Genomic DNA, 24,285 nt, shown 5'->3' on the forward strand with positions numbered 1-24,285 from the left:
TGGCTATTCTCTCTGAAAAAGGAGTCGTCATTCTAACCCGACAGCGGGCGCAGGCGCATCTGCAACCGGCAGGTTAATCGTAAATACCGCGCCACCCAGGGGGTGATTACCGACACTCAGATGTCCACCCATCGTCTCGATAATCCGATGAGAGATTGATAATCCCAGCCCCAGCCCCTGCCCCGCTTTCTTAGTGGTATAAAAGGGCTCAAACACCTTACCCAGTTCAGATTGAGGGATACCCGGACCATGGTCCCTGAAACTGATATTCAGCCGGCCATCCAGACGCTCAATGCTAATCTCTATCCATTTTTCAGTCCCGCCCTCCATCGCCTGTAACGCATTGCTGATCAGGTTAACCACCACCTGTTCCAGTCTGAGCATATCACCGAGAACGAAAATCTGATCCAGCTTATCGGGCCACTCTATTTTCACATTTGCCCGATCAAGCCGCCCATACATAATAGACATTGCGCCATCACGCACCGCTTTCAGGCTCACTAAGGTTGACTGACCGCTGGTTTTACGGGAAAACTCTTTCAGCGGCGCAATAATTTTCGCCATCCTTACAGTCAGCCCGCTGATCTCATGCAGGTTACTGCCCACCTTCTCCGCTTTCCCCAGCTTCAAAAAAGCGAGGGCATTGTCAGCATAACTGCGAATAGCGGTCAGTGGCTGGTTAAGCTCATGATTAATACCCGCTGACATCTGCCCGATCACGGCCAGCTTAGCCGCCTGAATCAGCTCATTCTGAGTATGCTTATGCTCCTCGACCTCTTGCAACAACCGCTCATTCGCCCGGGTCAGATCCTGAGTCCGCTCAGACACACGCAGCTCCAGCTGGTCACGGGCTTCACGGAGCTGCTCCTCATTCTCTTTCCGCTCAGTGATATCATGAATAGTGACAACAAACCGGCTGACGCTGCTGTCAGACATCCGCCCAATGATGAGTTCGACCGGAAACTGCGACCCATCGGCCCGCACACTGGAGACCTCCACCATCAGTTCGTTCGGCTGATTCTCCCCCCCTTCATGGGAAATATGCTGCCAGCAGACCGCCCGGTCCTGATGGCCGATCAGCTTGCTGAAATACTCCCCTACGATGATATCGGAGCGATAGCCAAACAGCTTTTCCGCCGTTGGATTAAACGATTCGATGATGCCATGCGCATCCAGCGTGATCAGACCGGCATGCGTATTATCTATAATCGCCCTGATCCGGGCTTCACTGCGCTCCAGCGCCTGGGTTTGCTGCAGCTTAAAGCGGGCCCGCTCGCGGGAGATTCGCCGCCGCGCCAGCAGCAGTAAAATAAGAAAAACCAGCGCGCTGTAGATAAACCCGGCCAGCAGTGCGTTATTCAGCACCTGCCTGTCAACCGGCTTCAGGTCCGCCAGAATCGACACATTGAATCCTGCCTCAGGTACCGCCCGGGTCTGCTGCAGATACTGTCGGGTCTCGATACCATCCAGCGCACCGTTATCGATCTTTTCCCCTTCGATCAGGGTAACAATTTCACTTTCCCGGAACTGTTTACGCTCAACGATCGACAGGGATGTCAGTTGGTGGTCGCCATAACGCAGGCTGGCGATAATTCTTTGCAGATCTGCCTGAGGCAACGGCTTAAGGGTGCGAAACTTCCACTCGGCCCGGGTACTGATAAAGACGACACCATCCTCATCGGTAACCAGGATATCGGTGAGCGGATCATTCCAGTCGGTCTCAATATCGTTGAGATCAATTTTCACAACGATAACCCCGAGAATACTCCCCCGGTATTCAACCGGATATGAGAAAAAATATCCCCGCTTCTTAGAGGTAGTGCCCAGTGCAAAATAGCGGCCGCTGCGTCCCTCCATAGCGTCCCGGAAATAGGGCCGGAATGAAAAATTACGGCCGACGAACGTCTGTGACTCGGACCAGTTGCTGGCCGCGAGAGTATTGCCCTGGGTATCCATCAGGTATGTATCTGAAGCACCGATGGTATCGTTGACCTTTTCAAGGTAGAGATTGGCGCCATGAATCCCTTCACTGCCGGGCAGAAGCAAAAGATTCACCAGTTCGGAGTGAGTGGAAAGAAGTTTTGGCAGATCTTTATAGCGATCCAGCTCTTGCTGCAGACTGAGAATATAGCGATTCAGATCGGCTGAAGCACTTTGCTGCAGATCATCCACCGCCCGTGAACGACTGATCGAAACAGTCTGATAGATCACCAGAATAAATAACGCTGCTAATAGCAGCATCAGTAACAGACGCAAGCGTGTTCTTATCACCATAAACCCTGTAACAAAATTACAAAAAACCAATAACAACTAACATATGCAAGTAAAATCGCGTAAAATAGTCGTTTATAAAACGCATTCTTGTAATATAATTACAAGATACTTATTAAACGCGGACTAACGCACACAAAGTAAGCCAGATGCTTGAAATACTATTGGCTGCACCTTATCTTGCAATAAAGCCACATTTAAAGTCTAACAGGTAATAGTCCACCGTCTACCGGATATCGTAATCATGTTAAAACGCACCAAAATTGTCGCCACTCTGGGCCCTTCAACTGATAAACCTGGCGTTCTTGACCAGATGATCCGCTCCGGCGTTAATGTTGTTCGTCTCAACTTCTCCCACGGCAGTGCGGACGATCATCGTCGCCGGGCCCGGGAAGTGCGTGAAATATCCAGCCAGCTGGCCATTCCGGTAGCGGTTCTGGGCGACCTGCAGGGTCCTAAGATCCGTATCGCTCGTTTCAAAGATGATCAGAAAATCAAACTGACCGTGGGTGATCATTTCGCACTGGACTCCTCGCTGGACACCTATGCCGGAGACCAGACTCAGGTTGGAATCGACTATAAAGCACTGCCGGAAGACAGCCGTCCCGGGGACATTCTGCTGCTGGACGATGGCCGGGTACAGTTTAAAGTGATCGATGTTCAGGGCACCCGGATTAACTGCGAAGTGATTATCGGCGGACCGCTGTCCAACAATAAAGGGATCAACCGTCAGGGCGGTGGCCTCTCAGCCGCAGCGCTGACCGAAAAGGATAAGCAGGACATCCTGGTTGCAGCCGATATCGACATGGACTACGTCGCCGTATCTTTTCCCCGCAGCTCTGCCGATCTGCATGAGGCTCGTCAGCTGCTCGATGCGGCCGGCAGTAGCGCAGAAATTATTGCCAAGGTAGAGCGGGCGGAAACGGTCAGCTCCACTGAGGCCCTGGACGATATCATTCTGGCCTGTGATGGCGTCATGGTTGCCCGGGGAGATCTGGGAGTAGAGATTGGTGATGCAGAACTGATCGGTGTTCAGAAACACCTGATCAAGCGTGCACGAGAGCTTAACCGGGTGGTCATCACCGCAACCCAGATGATGGAAACCATGATCCAGAACCCGATGCCGACACGGGCAGAGGTTTTCGATGTTGCCAACGCGATACTCGATGGTACTGATGCCGTGATGCTCTCCGCCGAAACGGCAGCGGGCGACTATCCGGTTGAAGTGGTACAGGCGATGACCAAGATCTGTCAGGGTGCGGAAAAGCACCAGCTGTCACGTCCGGCACCCACCAGCATCACCCAGCAATGCGAACATTTTGATGAAACCATCGCCCGTTCGGCGATGTATACCGCCAATCATCTGGTCGGTGTAAAGGCCATTATCTGCCTGACTGAGTCAGGCTCTACTCCCCGGTGGATGTCGCGTATCCGCTCAGGCGTACCGATCTACGCCCTGACCCGCAATGAAAAAGCGATGAGCCGCATGACACTGTTCCGAGGCGTTGAACCAATGCTCTTCGACGCCACGGAGATCGATATCAATGATCTGAACAGCCGGATACTTGATCACCTGAAATCAAAGCAACTGCTTGATGATGGTGATCTGGTACTCCTCACCCGCGGTGCAGTGATTGGTAGCGGCAGCACCAACTCAATGCAGGTACTGCAGGTTCAGTAGCACCTTATACAGCGGTATTCTCCTGGCCCGATAACATTTGTTAGCGGGCCTTTTTACAGCCAGAATTACACAGTGGAAATGACCGATTCTTTACAGGGTTATGTTTAGCGCATGCTGCGCTATAATAGCGCTCTTTTTCTCCGGTAAAGGTATGCTGATGTGTCTGAGGCACTCGAACAGAATCTGAAATTAATCACCGAAAAAGGCCAGATTCTGGCGTTTGACGGCATCCTTCATGGTATCGAGAAGGAAGGGCTACGCACTGATTCTATGGGAGCCATCAGCCAGACGGGGCACCCTGCCGCGCTCGGCTCGGCGCTGACCCATAGCCACATTACAACCGACTATTCAGAAGCACTGCTTGAGTTCATAACACCGGCATTCAAAGAATCCGCTGACGCGCTGCAGTTTCTGCAGCAGCTGCACTGTTTCACCTACCAGCATCTCGGTAACGAAGAGCTGTGGGCCGCCAGCATGCCGTGCCAGATCGATTCTGAAGATGCGATCCAGATAGCACGCTTTGGCAGTTCCAACGTGGGTCGGCTGAAATCTATCTACCGGATTGGCCTGGAACACCGTTACGGCAAGATGATGCAGGCGATCGCCGGAATCCATTACAATTTTTCCCTGCCAGAAACCCTGTGGCCGGTTCTGCGTGAGATCCAGGGAAGCCAGGACAGCCTGCAGCAGTTCCGCTCTTCCGGTTATTTTAAACTGATCCGCAACTTTAGGCGCGCCTCCTGGTTACTGCTCTACCTCTTTGGCGCCTCGCCTGCGCTGCCATCCAGTTTTATGCGCGGTCGCGAACACGACCTGGAACAGTGGGATGAAAACACCCTATTCCGCCCCTATGCAACCTCGCTGCGGATGAGCGATCTGGGCTACTCAAACAAAGCCCAGTCCGGCCTGAATATCTGTTTTAACCATCTTGATTCCTATATCAGGACACTGACTCAGGCAATTAATACCCCCTATCCGGCTTATGAAAAACTGGGCGTGAAGACCGATCAGGGATATAAGCAGTTAAACAGTAATATACTGCAGATCGAGAACGAATATTACAGCGACATCCGCCCCAAACGCGTCACTCTGTCAGGAGAAAAGCCGGTTCATGCATTGAGCGAACGCGGGGTGGAATATATCGAAGTACGCAATACCGATATCAATCCGCTACTCCCTCTGGGAATCGATCAGCAGCAGGCTGATTTCATGGATGCATTTCTGGTGACCTGCCTGTTATCAGATCCGGATGATGTGAGCAGTCCGGAATGTGAGCTGATCAACAGAAACAACAGCCTGGTGGTCAACCGTGGCCGGGAGCCTGGCCTGACACTCACCCGGGGCGATCAGCAGATCAGCGTGCCCGAGTGGGGCCATCTGATCCTGAGCGATATTCACAAAACAGCGACCCTGCTCGATCAGGTCGCAGGTGACAGTCGATATTCAGATGCGGTATCAGCACAGCAGACAAAGCTGGACAACCCGCATCAGACACCTTCCGCCCTGATTCTGGAAGCGATGAAAACCTCAGGGCTGGGATATGAAGCATTCATTCTGCAGCAAAGCCGAAAACACCGGGATACCATCCTGAACACGGGGCTGACAACGGAACAACAGCACTATCTGGAAAAGCTGACTATCAGCTCACTTGAGGAGCAGCAACAGATCGAGCGGAGCGACAGCTTAGACTTTGACACCTATCTGACTAACTATCTCGCGTAGTCATCTCTCGCTGTCGCTAATACTTAAAAAAAAGCCCCGCAGTGATGCGGGGCTTTTTTATCTGAATGCGGTCACTGAAGCCTATTGCAACACAAAACTGGTGAAGAACAGATCTGCGACATAGGGTTCTCCCTCCTCAAACAACAACACCTGCTGGACTTTCTGTAGCGCTTCCTGTGCAAGAATATGCTGCACATCGACGGTTTTCAGCTGACCTTCCTCCTTCGAACTTAACAGCATCAGAATTTCATGCCGTATCTCAGCTTTATGATAGTTAACCGCATGATGAGCCGCAGGGCTTGTGACCTGAATGGTGATTTCACACTTCAGAAAACGCAGCGTATCCGGACTAACAAAGTTGGCAACAAACGGTCTCAGCTCAATGTAGTTAACATAGTCCTCGGGAGCAGGCTCATCGGCAGCCCAAACAGGCTGTATCATCACCCCCAAAAACAGTACCAGCAAAAAACGTTTCAACATGCTTATGGTTCCCTATCCGGTGTCAGAAACACTTCCTGAAATGAAATCAGTGTATCTAATAAAATCATAATGTTAGCAACAGAGGGCATATTATCAGAGTCTGATACCCGGCGTATCTTATTGCTGCCGTTAATCCCACACTACGCCACACAAAATCGTCTCTCAGCACTGTTGTACCATCTTTATCAGAAAATATCAGCGTCCAGCTACTAAGTTTGAGTAACGCGATGCGAAAAGCCACTGAGCTATTGCCACTGTCATAACGATAGGATTAGTATTGGAGCACGCAGACAGCAAGTGCTGAACATATATAAGGAGGCCTGCTATGCTAGAAAAATGCCGTAATGCCCAGGAACGCTGGGGAGGTGTCAGCGAGATTATTGATAACTGGCTCGAAGAGCGCCAGAAACTGATCAGCTTTTTCGTGTCGCTGCCGCAACAAAATGTTCATGAAACACTGAATGATAAAATTCAGGAGTTCTGCCAGTTGATGATGGACTATATCTCCTCTGGACATTTTGAAGTCTACGAACAGCTGTTAAAAGAGGGCAGCGAGTTCAATGATGGCAGCCTGGAAAAGGCACAGGAGCTGTTTCCCAAAATTCAGACCAGCACCGATACTGCACTCGACTTTAATGATATCTACTCCGACTTTGAGGGCATTACACTGCAGGAGATGTATCAACTGACCTGCCAGTTATCATCCCTTGGAGAAGTACTTGAAGAGCGTTTTTCTCTCGAAGATAGCATGATCGAGGTTCTGCATACCGCTCACCGGGAACAGATATTTGCTGCAGCCCAGGCCTGACAAAGATTGAGGGCGGCACACGTTCGGAGGCTAGAGACACGATATGCAGAACAGGCTTAGCACTGCTGGCTGCGCACTTCTGGCCGCCGCCATACTGACTGGCTGCAGCGACAGCGACAAACCCGTTAAGTACGTTGAATACGCGCTTCAGGGAGCCTATTGCGGAATGCTGTCACCACAGGCGAAGTATGCTGTCATCGGTTCATTTAACCATGGCGGCAGCCTGTGGAACGTAAGCCAGCATGAACGACTGTATAACTGGAATCATAAAACCGGGGAATACAGCCTGATTGCCGCCTGTGCCTTCTCCCCTGATGAGCTCTATGCCGCCACCGCCAATCAGCAGGATCTGGTGCTGTGGAACCTGAGTAACGGCAAGCCGGAAGGCTTCTGGAGCTCTCCTGCCGAGATCCTTGCAATGGATCTGTCCCCCAATGGTGGTTATGCCCTGCTGGGACTGGCCGATCATAGTGCCGTCTATTTCGATATCAAACAGGGCGGTGTGATCCAGACTTTTCGCCATGAGGCCCGGGTAAAATCGGTTGACCTGAGCGAAGACGCCTTATTAGCCCTGACCGGAGATGATGCTTATAACGCACAACTCTGGGATGTCCAGAGCAACAAAGTTATCCACAGCCTGAAATTTGGCAATATCGTCGATACTGTGGCGCTCTCACCCAATAAGCAGCTGGCATTCAGCTCAGGTTCCCTTGACCGCGCGGTGATCTGGAACACTCAGGATGGCTCTGTACTACACACGCTGTCTGACAACCGGGATCTGTTTGGCAAACGCCTCAGTTTCCTCTCGGCCCGCTTCTCACCGGATAACAGTCAGCTATTGACCGGTACCGCCTCCGGTTCGGTGCAGTTGTGGGACACCAACAGCGGCGAAATATTGCGTAGCTGGGCACTCCACAAACGCGACCCATACGGCCCTACCAGCACTGCTGTATACTCGGTAGGTTTCGGTAACGGGATCTATTATGCGATCGGTTCGAACGGCATCATTAATGAGTTGAAATAAGTGGCTAGAACGTCGCAAAAAACGCGATTTGCTAGACGCTTCGCTTGCTAGAAAAAGAGTTTTAAAGCACCGTAGACGAATACGGCATTTGAAAACAACTGTGCAGAATATTCAGCCACAGCAGTCATTAACTTGATCGTGCCATTCTCACAGCGGACGCAATTTTATCGAAATGCTTATCCCAGGTTCCGCAGCACCCACCCCACATATCGACGCCCGAAAAGCGTCGAGCTAATGCTCCCATCATTTCACCCAATTCATCTGGGTCCCCCTCTTCGATATGACCAATTTTGCACAACGCCACCTTATCCATTTTGGCAGCATTTGGTCGAAACATGCGAAGACGATTAACCCAAGCACCATCACCCAGCGCAGGCTCGAATTCAACAGGGTGGGAGCAGTTAATTCCATATGAATCAGGCCGCGCGATTCCTGCTACTTTATCGGTTGTCTCTACCGCGTCCTTAACCGTTGGGCCTGATCTCAGTCGATGATCACTCGTCAGAGTCCAGCAGATGTTGATGGGAAGCTTCGCTCTCGCTGCGGCTTTCGCCAGGCCAACGGCCTCAGGGATATTATTGATCGTTGCAGCCCATACCAAGTCAACATCGCACTCCGCCAAAACCTCCATCTGCCAAGAATGATATTGCTCGGCACTTTCAGCTGTAACCTCTTTGTTTAGCGAGTACGCATCACCTCTAGGCCCTACACAGCCACATATTACGATACGAGGAAGTTGGCCAATATAAGGTCTAGATACCTCACGAAGGAAATCAATGCAGAGGTGTTGCATCTCGCGCAACGCCTCATCACTGTAGCCTAGCTTCTTTCCCCAATCCGGACTTAAACGGTAGTCAAAACCAGCCATTAAAGCCGCAAATCCATGCTTAGCCGCTACATCAAGATAACGACGATACATATCTCGAAGGTCGTTAACAGCAGCCGGGTTATGCATGAGCTCAAACATGGCAAATTCCCGCAATTCATGCCCGTACCTATACATTACCTCTGTCTCTGTTCCTCCCTCAGTGAGGTAAAGAACCCCCTCTTCTTGCTTCGAAAAAGGCACGCTTGCCGCTGCGAGTGTCATTTCAAGATCCTCACTGAACCAGAGTGGTTTTAAGCTTTATCATTGCTATTGCTACAGCCAGAGGAAGTGGTTCATGCATATATCCGCTGTACTCTCAGCTTAGCTGAGACTGACCCAGCCTCAAGTCGGAATAGAGCATCACTCGAACAAGTTCACATATAGCGTTCTATATTGAGCTGTGAGCATATCCGCTTCTGACACCAAGCAGTCATCATAAAATTTAAATGGCACTTTATTTTTTGCCCTTTCTCAGCAGAGAAAGTGACATTACCATCTAGCGACTAACAAGTTGCGCTGCAACGATCTAACCGCTTTCACGAAGCGAGTTGCGCGCGTCCCCGGTCTCCACCTGAAGACAGATAAACACAATACAAATCAACAACTTATATGAGAACATGTTTTTTACGACCTTCTATGGAGACAGTAATCCCAAACAGCCTTCACAAGAATAAATGTAACCACTTGATTTAAATGAATAAATAACGATTGGCACGAAGGGTGCTTTATAGGGATTATTCCGAACAATTCTTTTGTGACGGATCAATTAGTAACCTTAATGGAATAATCCAGGAGCTTTAACTATGAATATCAAAACCCTGTGCGCAATTACCCTTACTGCCGTTTCAGCCACAACGTTTGCTGCAGAAAAAACCGACTTTCAGGCCATCGATGTCAACGCCGACGGTTTTATCAGTCTGGAAGAAGCTAAAAGCATTGAAGGGCTGGAGCAGGTTTTCTTGGTCGCTGACATCAATAAAGATGGTCAGCTGGATGAAGCAGAATACGGTGAAATTTCTCACGGCTAATTAAGCCCCGCGCTTAAGCTTTTCAGAACATTCTGAAAGCATCGCTGGCCCGGCAAAATCTCTTCTGAGACTAGCTGCGGCCAGCTTTCTTTACATCGTTTACTACAATCTATCAGATCGGCTTTAAGTCACCTCTTAATGCCAGACCTGAGTTCATCGTTTAATACCCTACCGTTTAGCACTCATAGCCAGAGTATAAATACCATGAATATTAAGTATCTTCTTTTAGCTATTGCAATATGTTCAGCCGAAGTAAGCGCCAACTCCACACTAGATGCAGCCATTGGAGGCGGACTGGGTGGCGCTGTCGGCGCTGCCATTGGCAATGAACTCAGTGGTCGGGATGGCGCGGTTGTTGGCGGCGCTATCGGCGGAGCCGTTGGTACGGCGATCAACACCGATAATCGAGATAATCGTTCCGGCCACCAACGGTCAAGGGAAAGGGAATACACGCGGGTGATCGAAACTCATACCATCGAACACAGAGGATATCACTGCCCGCCAGGCCAGGCGAAAAAAGGCCGCTGTTAACCGTTCAGGAAACGGAGCTAAAAAAACCGCCCAAACAGGCGGTTTTATGCTTTTGCTAACCACTAGCAAGTCGCGAAGCGACGTCTGGCAAGCGGTGAAGCCGCGTCTGGCGACGGCCCTTAATGCTGAAGAATCTGACTCAGGAACAGCTGGGTCCGTTCATGCTGCGGGTTGTTAAAGAACTCATGGGGTTCGTTTTCTTCAACTATCTGTCCGCCATCCATAAAAATAACCCGGTCGGCCACGGTCTTGGCAAAACCCATCTCGTGGGTTACGCAGAGCATGGTCATCCCTTCATGAGCCAGCTCGATCATAACATCGAGCACTTCTTTGATCATCTCGGGGTCGAGTGCGGAGGTCGGCTCATCGAACAGCATCACATCCGGGTTCATACACAGCGAGCGGGCAATCGCCACCCGTTGCTGTTGTCCACCGGATAGCTGACCCGGATACTTCAGTGCCTGATCCGGGATTTTAACCCGCTCCAGCAGCTCCATCGCCTGCGCTTCGGCTTCTTTGCGGGGCAATTTTTTTACCCAGATCGGCGCCAGCACACAGTTTTCCAATACCGTCAGGTGCGGGAACAGGTTGAAGTGCTGGAACACCATGCCCACTTCCTTACGGATCGCTTCGATATTCTTAATATCTTCATTCAGGGGGATATCATTAACGATGATATCCCCCTTCTGGTGTTCCTCAAGCCGGTTAATACACCGGATCATGGTTGATTTACCGGAACCGGAGGGGCCACAGATAACGATCTTTTCGCCCTGCTTGACCTCCAGATTAATATTCTTCAGCACATGAAACTCGCCATACCATTTATTCAGGTCGCGCAGCTCCACCATCAATCTATCAGTAGCGTGTGTATGACTCATATCAAAATCTCTCTGTTATCGGTTGCCGTGGCCGGTATGTAGTTTCTTCTCCAGATGCTGCGAATAGCGCGACATACTGAAACAGAACACCCAGAACAACAGGGCAATAAACAAATAACTCTCAGTGGAATAGCCGATCCAGTCAGGATCCTGGTTGGCGGCCTGACCAATCGCCAGGACATCAAACAAACCGATAATCAGCACCAGGCTGGTATCCTTAAACAGGGCGATAAAGGTGTTTACGATACCCGGAATCATCAGCTTCAGTGCCTGCGGCATAATGATCAGAATCATCTTCTGCCAGTACCCCAGCCCCAGCGCATCGGCCGCTTCATATTGTCCCTTAGGAATCGCCTGTAACCCGCCCCGGATGACCTCAGCCATATAGGCCGACTGGAACAGGGTAATACCGATCAACGCTCTGAGCAGCTTGTCGAAGCTCATCCCTTCGGGAAAGAACAGCGGTAACATGACTGACGCCATGAACAGCACCGTAATCAGCGGTACGCCCCGCCAGATCTCGATAAAGGTCACACAGACCGATTTTACAATGGGCATATCGGACTGCCGCCCCAGCGCCAGCACAATACCCAATGGCAGCGACGCCACAATACCGACTACCGCCAACACCAGTGTCAGCGTTAAGCCCCCCCACAGGTGGGTCTCGACCTGAGGCAGGCCAAACAGGTCACCATACAGCAGGAAGTAAGCAATGATGGGGTAGACCACCAGCAATAGTGTGGCGACCAGACCCTTCTTCGGTGTCTGTGGTAATACCAGCCAGATAATGGAGCCAATCAGGATGATAAAGGCTAACTGCGGCCGCCAGTGTTCCGCCTCCGGATAGAAACCATAGAGAAACTGGTCCAGCCGGTTGGCGATAAACACCCAGCAGGCGCCACCGCTGGTGCAGGCGTCACGACTGGTGCCTATCCAATCTGAATCAATAAAGATCCATTGAATCGTCGGCACCAGAAAGCTAATCAGAAAATAGCCGACCACAATCGTGGCCACCGAGTTATACGGCCCGTCAAACAGGTTTTTACGCAGCCAGCCAACGACCCCGATCATACTGGATGGTGGGGGCAGCGTGGGTTGAATTTCATATTTCATAGCATCCCCTCCTAGCGTTCCGTTAACTGAATTCTGGCGTTATACCAGTTCATAAAGAATGAGGTGAGCAGACTCAGCGTCAGGTAGACCGCCATGGTCATCGCGATGACCTCGATCGCCTGTCCCGTCTGATTAAGTGTGGTGCCGGCAAAGACGTTCACCAGATCCGGATAACCGATAGCCGTCGCCAGCGAGGAGTTCTTGGTCAGGTTAAGATACTGACTGGTCAGTGGCGGTATGACGACCCGCATCGCCTGGGGGACAACAATCAGCCGTAGCGTTTTGGCTTTTGACATACCCAGCGCGGTGGCCGCTTCCGTCTGTCCATGGGACACCGCCAGAATACCGGCACGCACGGTTTCGGCAATAAACGACGCGGTATAGATACTCAGCGCCAGCCAGAGCGCGATCAGTTCTGGTATAACGGTAATACCACCTTTGAAGTTAAATCCTTTCAACTCGGGATGATCCAGTCCCAGCGGCAGACCACTAAACAGGAACAGCAGCAGCGGGACGCCGATAATCAAGCCGATGCTGGTGAGGATGACCGGAAATTGTTGTCCGGTCAGCTCCTGGCGTTTGCGGGACCAGCGCGCAATCAACCAACTGGCAACGATCGCAGCAAAGAAACCAATAGTCACCAGCCCGAAGCCGTCTTCAGGCACCGGGGCAGGCATAATAAGACCCCGGTTGTTAAGAAAAGAACCGAAAAACTCGAGACTCTGCCGCGGGGTTGGCAGGGTACGCAGCACCGCGTAATACCAGAAAAAGATCTGTAGCAGCAGCGGGATATTACGAAACACTTCGATATACAGTGCAGAAAATTTAGCGATCAGCCAGTTATCGGATAACCGCGCCACACCCAGAATAAAGCCCAGAATGGTGGCGGCGAAAATACCCATCACCGCAATCAGGATAGTATTCAGCAGGCCGACAAGAAATGTCATGCCATAGCTGGACGCCTCGGTGTAATCGATCAGGCTCATGGCAATACCAAAGCCCGCTTCCCTCGATAGGAAGTCGAAACCGGTAGTCATGCCCCGTTGTTCAAGGTTGGTCAGGGTATTCTGTATAATGGTGTAGAAAACGAAGCCCAGTGCGGCCAGCAGCAGCACCTGGAACAGTAACGACCGTTTTTTCGGATCGTTCCAAAATTTCGGTTTGTTCAGCGGTGGCGCGTTTTGGGGAGCTGAACCACCATCAGGCTTGTGACCTGAATTCGACATGTCTGAGGACATTGTTAACTCCAGAAGTCAGTACACAGAAGCTTCTGCCCCGAAAGCAAAAGCCCCGGGGCAGAAATAAAAACGGCCAGCCTTGCGGCCAGCCGTTGATCAGTATTTTAACGCATAGGTGGAGCGTACTGCAGACCACCCTCGCTCCACAAAGCGTTCAAGCCGCGATCCAGCCCCAGTGGCGAGTCTTTACCGACGTTACGCTCGTAAGATTCACCATAGTTACCCACCTGCTTAACGATCTGGTAAGCCCAGTCATCCGCCAGATCCAGGCCTTTACCTTTAGGCCCGTCCAGACCCAGCAGACGCTTAACGTTAGGATCGGTACTTTCCGCCTTCATCTTATCGACGTTAGCCGACGTCAGCCCCAGCTCCTCGGCGTTGAGCATCGCATTGAAAGACCATTTGACGATATTAAACCAGGTATCATCGCCCTGACGGACAACGGGTCCCAGTGGCTCTTTGGAGATAACCTCTGGCAGTGCGCCCACTGCAGATGGATCCTGCATCCGGGTACGCAGGCCTGCCGCCTGCGACAGGTCGGTTGTAAATGAGTCACAACGGCCGGAATCAAATGCCTGAGCCGCCTGATCATTGGTGTCGAATACAACCGGAGTATAGGAGATCCCGTGGGTCCGGAAGTAATCCGCCATATTCAGCTCCGTAGTCGTACCGGACTGAACACAGACGGTCGCACCATCCAGATCCTTAACACTCGTCAGGCCCAGTTCTTTCTTCACCAGAAAGCCCTGACCATCGTAGTAGTTAACACCGGCAAAGTTGATACCCAGCTGTGTATCACGGGTTTGTGTCCAGGTGGTCACACGGGACAGTACATCAACTTCCCCAGACACCAGCGCCGTAAAACGTTCTTTCGCATTCAGTGGAATAAATTTAACTTTTGTCGCATCGCCCAGCACTGCGGCAGCCACAGACCGGCACACATCGACGTCCAGGCCTTTCCAGTTACCTTTATCATCAGGCACTGAGAAACCGGGCACACCACTCGTTACACCACACTGAAGTGCGCCACGTTCCTTCACGGTTTCCAAAGTACCAGCCATTGCTGTACCTGTCATTGCAACCATCAGGACGGCAGCAGAAATCAGGGTTCTCTTCATTGGATGCTTCCTCTTTGTAACAAATTTATGAATAACAAAAGCAGGCTTTGTTCTACAGCACTGTCCTACACTTTAAATTGTGCAAAGAACATTCCACTTCTTTATTCTTTTAATCCATATAGTTAACTTTCATTCTATTTAGTGTAGCAACTGATTCACGGCTGTACAGAAAGCAGCGAATTGACTCACTATTTCAACCAGCTTTTAAATAATGTTGTAATAAAATTACAAAAGAACTGTCAATAACACTCATAATCACTAACATTTTCGCTCAGTCCTGTTATCGCGCACCAAAAAAAACCACCCATTGGGTGGTTTAAAATGCGATGCTCACATACAGTGCTTTACTCAGATGGGTTAATATCCAGCAGCTCAACCTCAAACACCAGCGTTTCATTTGGTCCGATCGCGTCGCCCATTCCACCAGGTCCATATGCCAGTGCAGCTGGAAGAACAAGGCGAGCTTTACCGCCCACCTTCATCAACTGAAGTCCCTCAGTCCAGCCCGGAATCACACCGTTCAGAGGGAAAGAAACCGGCTCTCCACGGCTGTAAGAGCTATCGAAATCGGTACCGCTAATCAGCGAGCCACGATAATGTACTTTAACGGTATCTTCAGGCTTAGGACTGGCACCCTCACCGGCGGTCAGTTCCTCATACTGAAGTCCTGATTCGGTGGTAACAACACCCTCTTTTTTGCCATTTTCAACGAGGAACGCTTCACCTTTCTTTAAATTTTCATCGGCAAGCTTAGTGAACTCAGCTTGCTTCTCTTCCATCTTTTTAGTCTGGAAGGCCATCATGGTTGCTTCAACCTCTTCCGGTTTCAGCAGCGGCTCACCACCCGAATAAACGGTTTCTACTGCGCGCCGCAAGGCATCAACGTCGAGCTCTTCAACATCCGCCTTCAGTCGCTCACCCAGCATCAGGCCGAGACTGTAACCCAGCTTCTGCTCATCCGTCTCCAGGGTATACGGTTTTTCCACCTCTGCTACGGCTTTATCATCTTTGTCAGGGCCACATCCCACCAAAACAATACTTGCTACGGCCACGGCCACCAGCGTCTTCTTCATTGTATTTCCTTTAATCCCAAGAGGTCAGTTATCTGCTGTTAGTAAACCATTAAACTGAAAAGTTCAGCTAATTACCACTGCACCCGATTGCTTTATCAACTAATTGCCTTAAAAGAGCCTGCAGATCCCCTGCCATACCGGGTTCACACCCGGCAGCCGCGCAGAGGTTAAGATAACCCTGTATGTTGAGGTCACTCAGCCCCTCAGCCTCACCGCCAGCCCCGCTGACATCCGGACACTGCTCTCTCAGCTCATAGAGTAACCCAGACTCTACTCTCTCTGCGGCCAGTTCTGCTTTTTTCAACTGTTGATAACAATCATCTTCTGTCCGTGACTGCTTTGACTGACGCAGTTGATATCGCAACAAGCGCAAAGGTTCAAGCACATTTTCCCGCCATTCCCTGACATGAGAGTCATCCAGAGTTGCCGGCAATACCCGCCCCTGTTCTGCCAGCCATAACGCAAACAACAGAGAATTCACACTCAATTGATAGCGGTTTTGCAACCGCAGACAAAGCTCGGCCGTTGCAGGGGTAGAATAGATCGCCACTGCATAGTTCCAAAACACATTATTTTCTGACATCTGTGATAAAATCCGCCGCCATGATTCAGTTAAACCAGCTTAGCTTACAACGTGGACACCTGCGCCTGCTAGACAGAGCGCAGCTAACTATTCACGCCAATCAGAAAGTCGGCATTGTCGGTGCCAACGGCGTGGGTAAGTCGTCACTCTTTAAATTGATTCTTGGTCAGTTGCAACCCGATGAGGGCGACCTGCAACTGCCCGGCAATCTGACCATTGCCCATATGGCCCAGGAGGTCGCTGACAGTGATCAGCGCGCCATTGATTATGTGCTCGATGGCGACCTGCGCCTGCGATCAATTCAACAGGCGCTGACCGACGCAGAACACTCCGGCAATCATCACCGGATCGGTGAACTACATGCCCAGCTTGACGCGATTAATGGTTATAGCGCTGAGGCACGCGGACATCAGTTACTCAACGGACTGAGCTTCTCAACCAGCGATGCGGAGCGCCCGGTAAACACTTTCTCAGGGGGCTGGCGTATCCGGCTTAACCTGGCCCAGGCGCTGATGAGTCATTCCGATATTCTGCTGCTGGATGAGCCGACCAACCACCTCGACCTGGACGCAACGATCTGGCTGGAACAGTGGTTACGCAACTATCAGGGCACCCTGCTACTGATATCCCATGACCGGGATTTTCTCGATGCAGTCAGCACTCATATTGTGCATATGCACCAGCAGAAAACCGAACTGTATAAAGGGGGCTACAGCGATTTTGAAAAACGTCGTGCAGAACGCCTCGCTCAGCAGCAATCGCAGTTTGAGAAACAGCAGGTCAGGATTGCCGAGATAGAGAGTTTTGTTCGCCGCTTTAAAGCCAAGGCGACCAAAGCCAAACAGGCACAAAGCCGGGTTAAGGAGCTGGAACGGATGGAGCTGATTGCGCCGGCCCATGTGGACAGTCCATTCAGCTTCACATTTCAGTCTTCGGACAAGATATCCTTCCCGCTGATGAGTCTGGACAAGTGCCAGCTGGGTTACACACAAGCGGTTCTGGAAAATGTAAACCTGACTCTGTCACCCGGTGACCGTATCGGCCTGCTGGGCCCCAATGGCGCGGGTAAATCGACTCTGATTAAAACCCTGACCCGGGATCTGCCGCTGATAAACGGACTTTATAAAGCGGGTGAGCACCTGAAGATCGGCTATTTTGCCCAGCATCAGCTCGAGGCGCTGGACCTGGAAGCCTCTCCGGCCCTGCATATACAGCGAATCTCGCCAAAGGCCAGTGATCAGGAGATTCGCAACTACCTGGGTAGTTTCGACTTCAATGGTGATCGGGCACTGGAACCGGTCAAACGCTTCTCCGGCGGTGAAAAAGCCCGGGTAGCGCTGGCGCTGATCGCCTGGCAACGCCCCAACCTGCTACTGCTCGATGAGCCCACCAACCATCTGGATCTCGAGGTCAGGCACGCGCTGACACTGGCGCTGCAAAACTTCGATGGTGCTCTGATTCTGGTCTCCCATGACCGACATCTGCTGCGTAATACAGTGGATCAGTTTCTCTTAGTCGCGAACGGTCAGGTGACCCCCTTTGACGGCGATATGGATGACTACCAGCAATGGCTGGCAGCGCAACGCCGTAATCAGAATCAGGTTATCGAAGAGCCCAGAGAAAACCGCTCCCTCAGTGCCGCCGAGAAAAAAGAGCAGAAACGCCTTGAAGCTGAACGCCGCAGCGCCCTGCGACCACTACGCAAAGCGATTGAGACGCTGGAAGCCGGATTGGACAAAATTACGGCGGAACTGCAACAGCTGGAAACCCTGCTGACGGATGTCAGTCTGTATGAAGAAAACAACAGGACACAGCTTAAAGGTCTGCTGCTACAACAGGGTGAGCTGCAACAGAAAGCAGAAGCGATTGAGACTGAGTGGATGGAAAAGCTGGAAGAACTGGAACAACTGGAGAGCGAATCAGCAAGCTGACCAAAAGGCTCCTGAAACAAGAGCCTTTAATAGCTGTCGTCCTTGCACGCCCTGCTATCAATGCGCGTGCATGATAGTATGCACTAACGAATCCAGCTCACCACGACTCTCTGAAATAGTCGTAACTGCGCCATCAATATCTGCCTGAGTCAGTCTCAGCTCACTGAGAATACTGTCAGCAACCGCCTCAATCGGGCCATCCGCCAGTCCATGACTGCGCAACGCCCGGTTCACGCAATAGATCAGCTTAGCTTCATCACTGGCCTGCCCATCATAGCTGAGGTCATTATGATAGCGAACCGCGTCAATAACCACCTCAGGCAGCCCCCAGCTTTCCAGCAGCCAGCTACCAATCTGCTCCCGGGTTACATTCACCACGTGCTTTTCAATAAACTCCAGCGCCATATGAGGGTTTGCCTCAATATAACGTGACAGCAGTGAGAAATGTGGCGGAAACAGATAGGCTAAAATCAGATAACCAAAATTTTGCAGCAACCCGGCCAGATAGACCAGTCCCGGCTTCGGCCTGATCTCCGCTGGCATCTTCTTACATACCAACTCCGCCGCAGCCGCAGTGTATACAGCCTGCTGCCAGTAAGGCACACCATCACGTGGCGTATCATCGGGGACATTCAGCGTCTTACCCATTGCCACCCCCAGCGCCAGATTCACCACCAGATCAAAGCCCAGCACGCGAATCACTGCATCTTCAACTGAATGGATCTCACCAGGTGCCGCATAATAGGGCGATGCCGCCCAGCTCATCACCTGAGCCGCCAGGCTGGCATCCCCGCGCACTACAGGAATCAGATCATCGATACCTGCAGATGGATCTGAACGCAATTCAACCAGACGTTTCATTGATGGCGGAAACGGCGGCAATCCGAGCGTATCCTCCAGTCGTTGCTGAATACGCAGGGTGGTAAAGCGTTCTACGGCCCGGGTAATCACCTGTTCATCTGCCCCCCCGGACTGAGATTTGTCAATCATCTGCGGGGTCATACCCAGAACACACTGTGAAAGATTGTCCTTAAACCACTCTTTCTGAGCTTCAAATGCCAGTCCGGTATAGGACTCAACCACATTAAAACGCTCGCAATCTGTCAGCGACTGATCAATAAAAACCGGCAGCTGAAACAGCTTTTCCTGACCCGCTACCGCTTTCAACGCCGTCTGACTAAAAAACTTAATCGCATCCCGGCCTCTGACCGGTTGCAGATGCCGTCCGGAATGCTTCCAGATGCTAACCAGATTTAATAGCATACTGGCGGGTAACAGAACCAAAGCCTTACCTTCATGATCATTCAGTAATACGATTCTGATCGTTCTGGCATCTTTCTCCGCACTGAAGATTGATTTCACTGCTATAGACAAGGTCTTTTCTCCAATTCACCGTCCGTTGGCAAGTTATCGGCCCGAACACCGACTCCTTTAACTGATTTGTACACAGAACGGATACTCTCTGCCAGCCTTCAGCGTATCCGTTAGCAGACACCGCTTATAGCCAACCCTTCTTAGCCATTATTTTCTTATATCGATAAAACCATAAAAACTCTCTTGATATAAGAGCGCCGACGAACTTACATGATGCAAATTAGTAAAAAAGGCTCGTTTTACTTATGATTTCTGCTTTAATTATGGCTACAGCTCTATCCTGTAATACATGATTACACCCCGGGAATTCATATGCGGACACGTTTTCTCTCTGTCATTCTGACTATCATCGCCCTGTTGCCAACGATTGCCTTTGCCGTCAACGAAGATTTAGCGCCAGAGTCAGCCACCGGAATACTCACTCAAAAACAGATATCGGCCCGCCATCAACTGGTTGTAACCGCCCACCCTCTCGCCACTCAGGCAGGCTATAAAGTGCTGCAGCAGGGAGGAAGCGCAGCAGATGCCGCGGTTGCCGTGCAGGCGATGCTGACACTGGTTGAGCCTCAATCCTCGGGGATCGGCGGCGGCGCATTTATGCTCTACTGGGATAACAGCAAGCAGCAGCTCAGCGCATTTGATGGTCGGGAAACCGCCCCGGCCAGCGCAGATGAAAACCTGTTTATGACCGGGGAAGGGTCTCCAATGGACTGGTGGGACGCAATGGTGGGAGGCCGTTCAGTCGGTACTCCCGGCGTACTGGCAATGCTGGAACTCAGCCAGAAAAAATATGGAAAGCAGCCCTGGGCTTCATTATTCAGTGATGCCATTGAGCAATCAGAATCCGGGTTTACTGTGTCTCCCCGGTTGCATCAGCTGCTGGCAAGCAAGATGAATCCCGGCCTGGGACGTTATCCACAGGCCCGGGAGTATTTCTTTACGCCCGCGGGCGAGCCGTTGCCAGTGGGTTATCAGCTGACCAATCCACGGCTGGCCGGCTCCCTGCGTCAGATCGCTGAACGGGGTGCATCCGCACTTTATGAAGGTCCGCTATCAGAAGAGATTGTCGCCGCGGTAAAACAGGCATCAGACAACCCGGGTAAGCTTGAGCAAAGCGACCTGAAAGATTACCGTGCAGTGGAACGCCAGGCGATCTGTCGTCCTTTCAGGCAGTATCGGGTGTGTGGTTTCCCGCCGCCCACCTCCGGCGGAGTCACAACCCTGCAGATACTGCGCTTAATGGAGCTTGCGGAGCAACAGCCGCTGACTGCGGACACTGTTGATTTCTACCACCTGCTGAGTCAGGCCAGCCGGCTGGCGTATGCCGACCGGGCCCGCTACCTGGCCGACAGTGATTTTATTCAGGTACCGGTGGATGAATTACTGGATGATGAATACCTGCAACAGCGCAGTAAGCTGATCTCGCCCCTGAAGGATATGGACAAAGCCCACCCCGGAGAACTACCGGCCAAAATCAGCCGGGCGGATGACCGCTCGCCGGAACTACCCAGCACCAGTCACTTTGTCATCGTCGATCGCTGGGGCAACGCCGTCTCCATGACCAGCAGTATTGAGATGGCTTTCGGCTCCACGCTGATGGCCGGGGGATTCCTGCTGAACAACCAGTTGACCGACTTCTCCTTTGTTGCAGAGGCCGATGGCAAACCGGTTGCCAACCGGGTTCAACCCGGTAAGCGTCCGCGCAGCTCGATGTCGCCGATGATGGTGTTTGATCAGGACAACCACTTAATTGCGGCACTGGGCTCTCCCGGAGGCAGTAGAATTATCAGCTATGTGGCGAAAAACCTATACCTTAAGCTAAGTTCAGATACCTCCCTGCAACAGGCGTTTAATTCCCCCCATGTGGTTAACCGCAACGGTGTGACGGAACTGGAGGCCGGAACCTCTGCTGAGCAATTTGCTGAACCACTGCAAGCACTGGGGCACGAAATTAAGATCAGAGACCTGAACAGCGGACTGCATGGTTTTTTCCGCCAGACCGATGGCTCCTGGGAAAGCGCTGTTGACCCCCGCAGAGAGGGCACAGCCCGGGGCGATTAAGCGCGGTCGTCAGCAATACCCACCAGCGTCGCTGGTCTAACCAGGGTACAAAACATCCGTCCGCTATCTCCGCCTGCCCGAAAGATCCCCCGGTTCAGGCTTGCCACACCTGTTTGTCACACATCCGCCACAACCGCTCACCCACTTTAACTGTCTTTGCGCCAGCAAGTTTCGACTTTAGTCGATATAATGGATCCAGCAATTGTGCAAAGCACAAAACCTTAAAGCGATATCCACTGATGCCTACAACAGCAACCTTTCATAATACTGAAATCAGTTTCGCGTAACTTAACTTATTGATTTAATTATTCAGGGTGAGCCAATATGTCAAACTTATTGATGGCCGGAAAAAAAGTTCTTATAGTCGGAATTGCCAACGACAAGAGCATCGCTTACGGCGTTGCAAAAAAACTGCATGAACAGGGTGCCGAGTTGGCAATCACCTATCTGAATGATAAGGCTGAACGCTTTGTCCGTCCTTTGGCCGAAGAGCTGGAAGCGTCAATTATCATGCCGCTTGATGTGACTCAGGAGCAGCAGATGGCTGATCTGTTTAAAGCGATTGAAGAGGCCTGGGGCTCTCTGGACGGGCTGGTTCATTCGCTGGCTTTCTGTCCACTGGAAGACCTGCATGCACCGATCTCCGAGTGCTCCCGTGAAGGCTTCGCCCAGGCGATGGATGTCTCCTGCTTCTCCTTCATCCATATGGCCTCTTTCGCTAAAAAGCTAATGAAAGAGGGAGGTTCCATGATCAACTTCTCCTATCTGGGCAGTGCTCTGACCACCGGAGATTACAACATTATGGGCTGTGCAAAAGCCGCACTGGAAGCCGCAACCCGCTATCTGGCACGGGACCTGGGTCCACAGCATATCCGGGTAAACTGTATCTCACCCGGGACCATTGCAACCCGGGCGGCGGGAGGGATTAAAGATTTCGCCACCATGCTGGAATACAACCAGCACAAAGCGGTTGACCATCAGTTGCCAACGATTGAAGAGGTTGGCGATGCCGCGATGTTCTTCCTGAGTGATCTGTCAAAGGGAACCTCCGGTAGTATCCACTATGTTGACCATGGTGTAGGTATCGTCGGTTAATCACTCCAGGCCAACGAATCGTATTCAAAAACACCGCTCGGCGGTGTTTTTTTATTTCCGGAATCCGGCAGCAACCGGAAAATAGCAACACGCACCTAACCTAAAGAGCCATATTTTTTAATCTCCCGGATCTGTTAACATAATGCTAACTGCACGTTATTTGTTTTGTCTTCAGATTAGAAACCACGGATGTCTCTTTCTGGTAAAAATATTCAGCCCACAGGCTTTATCGAAAAAAGTGGTTTCAAATGCACAACAAGTCCGAGCTCGATTACTTTGAAGTATTCCCCTGGAATCCGGGGTTTGAAGTAGGCATTCCCGCCATAGATGAACAGCATAAGCAGCTGGTTGTGCTGATAAATCGCCTGGTTAACACGCTCATACATAAAGAACCGCTTGAGGTCAGCGAAGCGTTCAGCGATCTGGCCAACTATGCCGACTTTCACTTTACCGCCGAAGAGGCTATCTGGAAGGAAACCTTTCAGGATGATGACTGGGTGGCATCACATCAGCAAAATCATGCATCCTTTCTGCCTGCCATTCGGGCTATTCAGGAAAAAGACGCCGACAAGCCGCTCCACGAAATAGTCGAAAATATTCTCCGTTTCCTGACCCGCTGGCTGGCGTTTCATATTATCGATGATGACAAACGGATGGCGCTGGCGGTCCGTGCGCTCACGTCAGGCGACTCGCTTACTCAGGCAAAACAGCGTGCCGATCAGCAGATGGATGGTTCCGCCAACTTACTCATCGATATCGTGCTCAATATGTATGACGGTCTCGCCTCGCGGACACTCAATCTGATGCGGGAACGTCAGGCCCGGATGGCAGCCGAGGCAGAGTTAAAACAGGCCAATCAAAAGCTGGAACAGCTGTCGATTACCGATCAGCTCACCGGACTGTTTAACCGCCGACATTTAGAAACGATATTTGACAGCGAGCAGCAGCGGGCCCGACAGGCGCAAAAATCGTTCAATTTTTTGTTACTGGATATCGATTATTTTAAGCGACTCAATGACCGTTATGGCCACGCGAGTGGAGACTTTGCGTTACGTCAGGTTGGTCAGCAACTGCTGGCACTGTGTCAAGGATCAGATCAATGGGCGTTTCGACTCGGGGGTGAAGAGTTCGCTATTATCTCCATCACCGATAGTCCTGAAGACGGTCGCAGCTTCGCTCAATCGATATGCGAATCAATTGCCTTATTAGCCATAGAAAATCAGGATAGTGATGCTGCCGATACGCTGACCCTGTCAATTGGCGTGGTCGGCGGCGTTCCTTCAGAGGGAGATAACCGGGACCATCTGATGCGACAGGCAGATATCTGCCTGTACCATGCAAAAGATCAGGGGCGTAATCGGGTTATCTGCCAGACAGAACCGGCCTGACAATCCAGCCCCTGACAGAA

Annotated in this window: 20 protein-coding genes; 10 read left to right on the top strand and 10 right to left on the bottom strand. The window is 51.4% G+C overall.

Annotated features, from left to right (window positions below):
• Nucleotides 1-27: 27 nt before the first annotated feature.
• On the bottom strand, nucleotides 28-2,271 hold the full coding sequence (locus tag KDX31_20820) for a PAS domain S-box protein (protein UTW05738.1): 2,244 nt from the start codon (nucleotides 2,269-2,271) through the stop codon (nucleotides 28-30).
• Nucleotides 2,272-2,515: 244 nt separating this feature from the next.
• Between KDX31_20820 and pyk the strand changes: the two genes are divergently transcribed.
• Both pyk and KDX31_20830 read left to right on the top strand, forming a co-directional pair.
• Nucleotides 2,516-3,952, top strand: a complete 1,437-nt coding sequence (gene pyk / locus KDX31_20825) for a pyruvate kinase (GenBank protein UTW05564.1) — start codon at nucleotides 2,516-2,518, stop codon at nucleotides 3,950-3,952.
• Between the two features lie 159 nt (nucleotides 3,953-4,111).
• The gene (locus KDX31_20830; GenBank protein UTW05565.1) at nucleotides 4,112-5,674 is read left to right on the top strand and encodes a glutamate--cysteine ligase; all 1,563 of its coding nucleotides are present in this window, start codon (nucleotides 4,112-4,114) and stop codon (nucleotides 5,672-5,674) included.
• Nucleotides 5,675-5,755: 81 nt separating this feature from the next.
• Here KDX31_20830 and KDX31_20835 read toward each other — a convergent pair whose 3' ends face one another.
• Nucleotides 5,756-6,154, bottom strand: a complete 399-nt coding sequence (locus tag KDX31_20835) for a flagellar basal body-associated FliL family protein (GenBank protein ID UTW05566.1) — start codon at nucleotides 6,152-6,154, stop codon at nucleotides 5,756-5,758.
• A gap of 325 nt (nucleotides 6,155-6,479) precedes the next feature.
• On the opposite strand from KDX31_20835, the gene rsd reads away from it, so the two are divergent.
• Nucleotides 6,480-6,962 carry a sigma D regulator gene (rsd, locus tag KDX31_20840; protein UTW05567.1) on the top strand — a complete coding sequence of 161 codons (483 nt, stop codon included), beginning with the start codon at nucleotides 6,480-6,482 and terminating at the stop codon, nucleotides 6,960-6,962.
• Nucleotides 6,963-7,005: 43 nt separating this feature from the next.
• On the top strand, nucleotides 7,006-7,986 hold the full coding sequence (locus tag KDX31_20845) for a hypothetical protein (protein ID UTW05568.1): 981 nt from the start codon (nucleotides 7,006-7,008) through the stop codon (nucleotides 7,984-7,986).
• A gap of 127 nt (nucleotides 7,987-8,113) precedes the next feature.
• On the opposite strand, the gene KDX31_20850 is transcribed toward KDX31_20845, so the two are convergent.
• Nucleotides 8,114-9,076 (bottom strand): homocysteine S-methyltransferase family protein, encoded by a 963-nt coding sequence (locus KDX31_20850; protein ID UTW05569.1) that lies wholly within the window; start codon nucleotides 9,074-9,076, stop codon nucleotides 8,114-8,116.
• 581 nt (nucleotides 9,077-9,657) lie between these two features.
• Here KDX31_20850 and KDX31_20855 point away from each other — a divergent pair.
• Nucleotides 9,658-9,882, top strand: coding sequence for a hypothetical protein (locus KDX31_20855; protein UTW05739.1), 225 nt, complete (start codon nucleotides 9,658-9,660; stop codon nucleotides 9,880-9,882).
• 204 nt (nucleotides 9,883-10,086) lie between these two features.
• On the top strand, nucleotides 10,087-10,413 hold the full coding sequence (locus KDX31_20860; protein ID UTW05570.1) for a hypothetical protein: 327 nt from the start codon (nucleotides 10,087-10,089) through the stop codon (nucleotides 10,411-10,413).
• A gap of 119 nt (nucleotides 10,414-10,532) precedes the next feature.
• On the opposite strand, the gene KDX31_20865 is transcribed toward KDX31_20860, so the two are convergent.
• From KDX31_20865 to KDX31_20890, 6 genes are all read right to left on the bottom strand, one after another.
• Nucleotides 10,533-11,261 carry an amino acid ABC transporter ATP-binding protein gene (locus tag KDX31_20865; protein ID UTW05740.1) on the bottom strand — a complete coding sequence of 243 codons (729 nt, stop codon included), beginning with the start codon at nucleotides 11,259-11,261 and terminating at the stop codon, nucleotides 10,533-10,535.
• A 45-nt stretch (nucleotides 11,262-11,306) separates the two neighbouring features.
• On the bottom strand, nucleotides 11,307-12,404 hold the full coding sequence (locus KDX31_20870; GenBank protein UTW05571.1) for an amino acid ABC transporter permease: 1,098 nt from the start codon (nucleotides 12,402-12,404) through the stop codon (nucleotides 11,307-11,309).
• 11 nt (nucleotides 12,405-12,415) lie between these two features.
• Nucleotides 12,416-13,630 carry an amino acid ABC transporter permease gene (locus KDX31_20875; protein UTW05741.1) on the bottom strand — a complete coding sequence of 405 codons (1,215 nt, stop codon included), beginning with the start codon at nucleotides 13,628-13,630 and terminating at the stop codon, nucleotides 12,416-12,418.
• Nucleotides 13,631-13,746: 116 nt separating this feature from the next.
• Entirely contained in the window at nucleotides 13,747-14,760 is a 1,014-nt protein-coding gene (locus tag KDX31_20880; GenBank protein ID UTW05572.1) for an amino acid ABC transporter substrate-binding protein, read from the bottom strand.
• Nucleotides 14,761-15,104: 344 nt separating this feature from the next.
• Nucleotides 15,105-15,833: an FKBP-type peptidyl-prolyl cis-trans isomerase gene (locus KDX31_20885; GenBank protein UTW05573.1), complete on the bottom strand. Its 729-nt coding sequence runs from the start codon at nucleotides 15,831-15,833 to the stop codon at nucleotides 15,105-15,107.
• Nucleotides 15,834-15,900: 67 nt separating this feature from the next.
• Nucleotides 15,901-16,416, bottom strand: a complete 516-nt coding sequence (locus tag KDX31_20890) for a TIGR02444 family protein (protein UTW05574.1) — start codon at nucleotides 16,414-16,416, stop codon at nucleotides 15,901-15,903.
• A 20-nt stretch (nucleotides 16,417-16,436) separates the two neighbouring features.
• On the opposite strand from KDX31_20890, the gene KDX31_20895 reads away from it, so the two are divergent.
• Nucleotides 16,437-18,347: an ATP-binding cassette domain-containing protein gene (locus KDX31_20895; GenBank protein UTW05575.1), complete on the top strand. Its 1,911-nt coding sequence runs from the start codon at nucleotides 16,437-16,439 to the stop codon at nucleotides 18,345-18,347.
• A 57-nt stretch (nucleotides 18,348-18,404) separates the two neighbouring features.
• On the opposite strand, the gene KDX31_20900 is transcribed toward KDX31_20895, so the two are convergent.
• The gene (locus tag KDX31_20900) at nucleotides 18,405-19,721 is read right to left on the bottom strand and encodes an HDOD domain-containing protein (GenBank protein UTW05576.1); all 1,317 of its coding nucleotides are present in this window, start codon (nucleotides 19,719-19,721) and stop codon (nucleotides 18,405-18,407) included.
• Nucleotides 19,722-20,033: 312 nt separating this feature from the next.
• Between KDX31_20900 and ggt the strand changes: the two genes are divergently transcribed.
• The 3 genes from ggt (at nucleotide 20,034) to KDX31_20915 (ending at nucleotide 24,265) form a co-directional block, all read left to right on the top strand.
• Nucleotides 20,034-21,782 carry a gamma-glutamyltransferase gene (gene ggt / locus KDX31_20905; GenBank protein ID UTW05577.1) on the top strand — a complete coding sequence of 583 codons (1,749 nt, stop codon included), beginning with the start codon at nucleotides 20,034-20,036 and terminating at the stop codon, nucleotides 21,780-21,782.
• Between the two features lie 324 nt (nucleotides 21,783-22,106).
• Nucleotides 22,107-22,877 (top strand): enoyl-ACP reductase FabI, encoded by a 771-nt coding sequence (gene fabI / locus KDX31_20910; GenBank protein UTW05578.1) that lies wholly within the window; start codon nucleotides 22,107-22,109, stop codon nucleotides 22,875-22,877.
• Nucleotides 22,878-23,125: 248 nt separating this feature from the next.
• Nucleotides 23,126-24,265, top strand: a complete 1,140-nt coding sequence (locus tag KDX31_20915) for a GGDEF domain-containing protein (GenBank protein ID UTW05579.1) — start codon at nucleotides 23,126-23,128, stop codon at nucleotides 24,263-24,265.
• Nucleotides 24,266-24,285: the final 20 nt, after the last annotated feature.

Origin of the sequence: Amphritea atlantica, assembly GCA_024397875.1 — a bacterium.
Lineage (GTDB): Bacteria > Pseudomonadota > Gammaproteobacteria > Pseudomonadales > Balneatricaceae > Amphritea > Amphritea atlantica_B.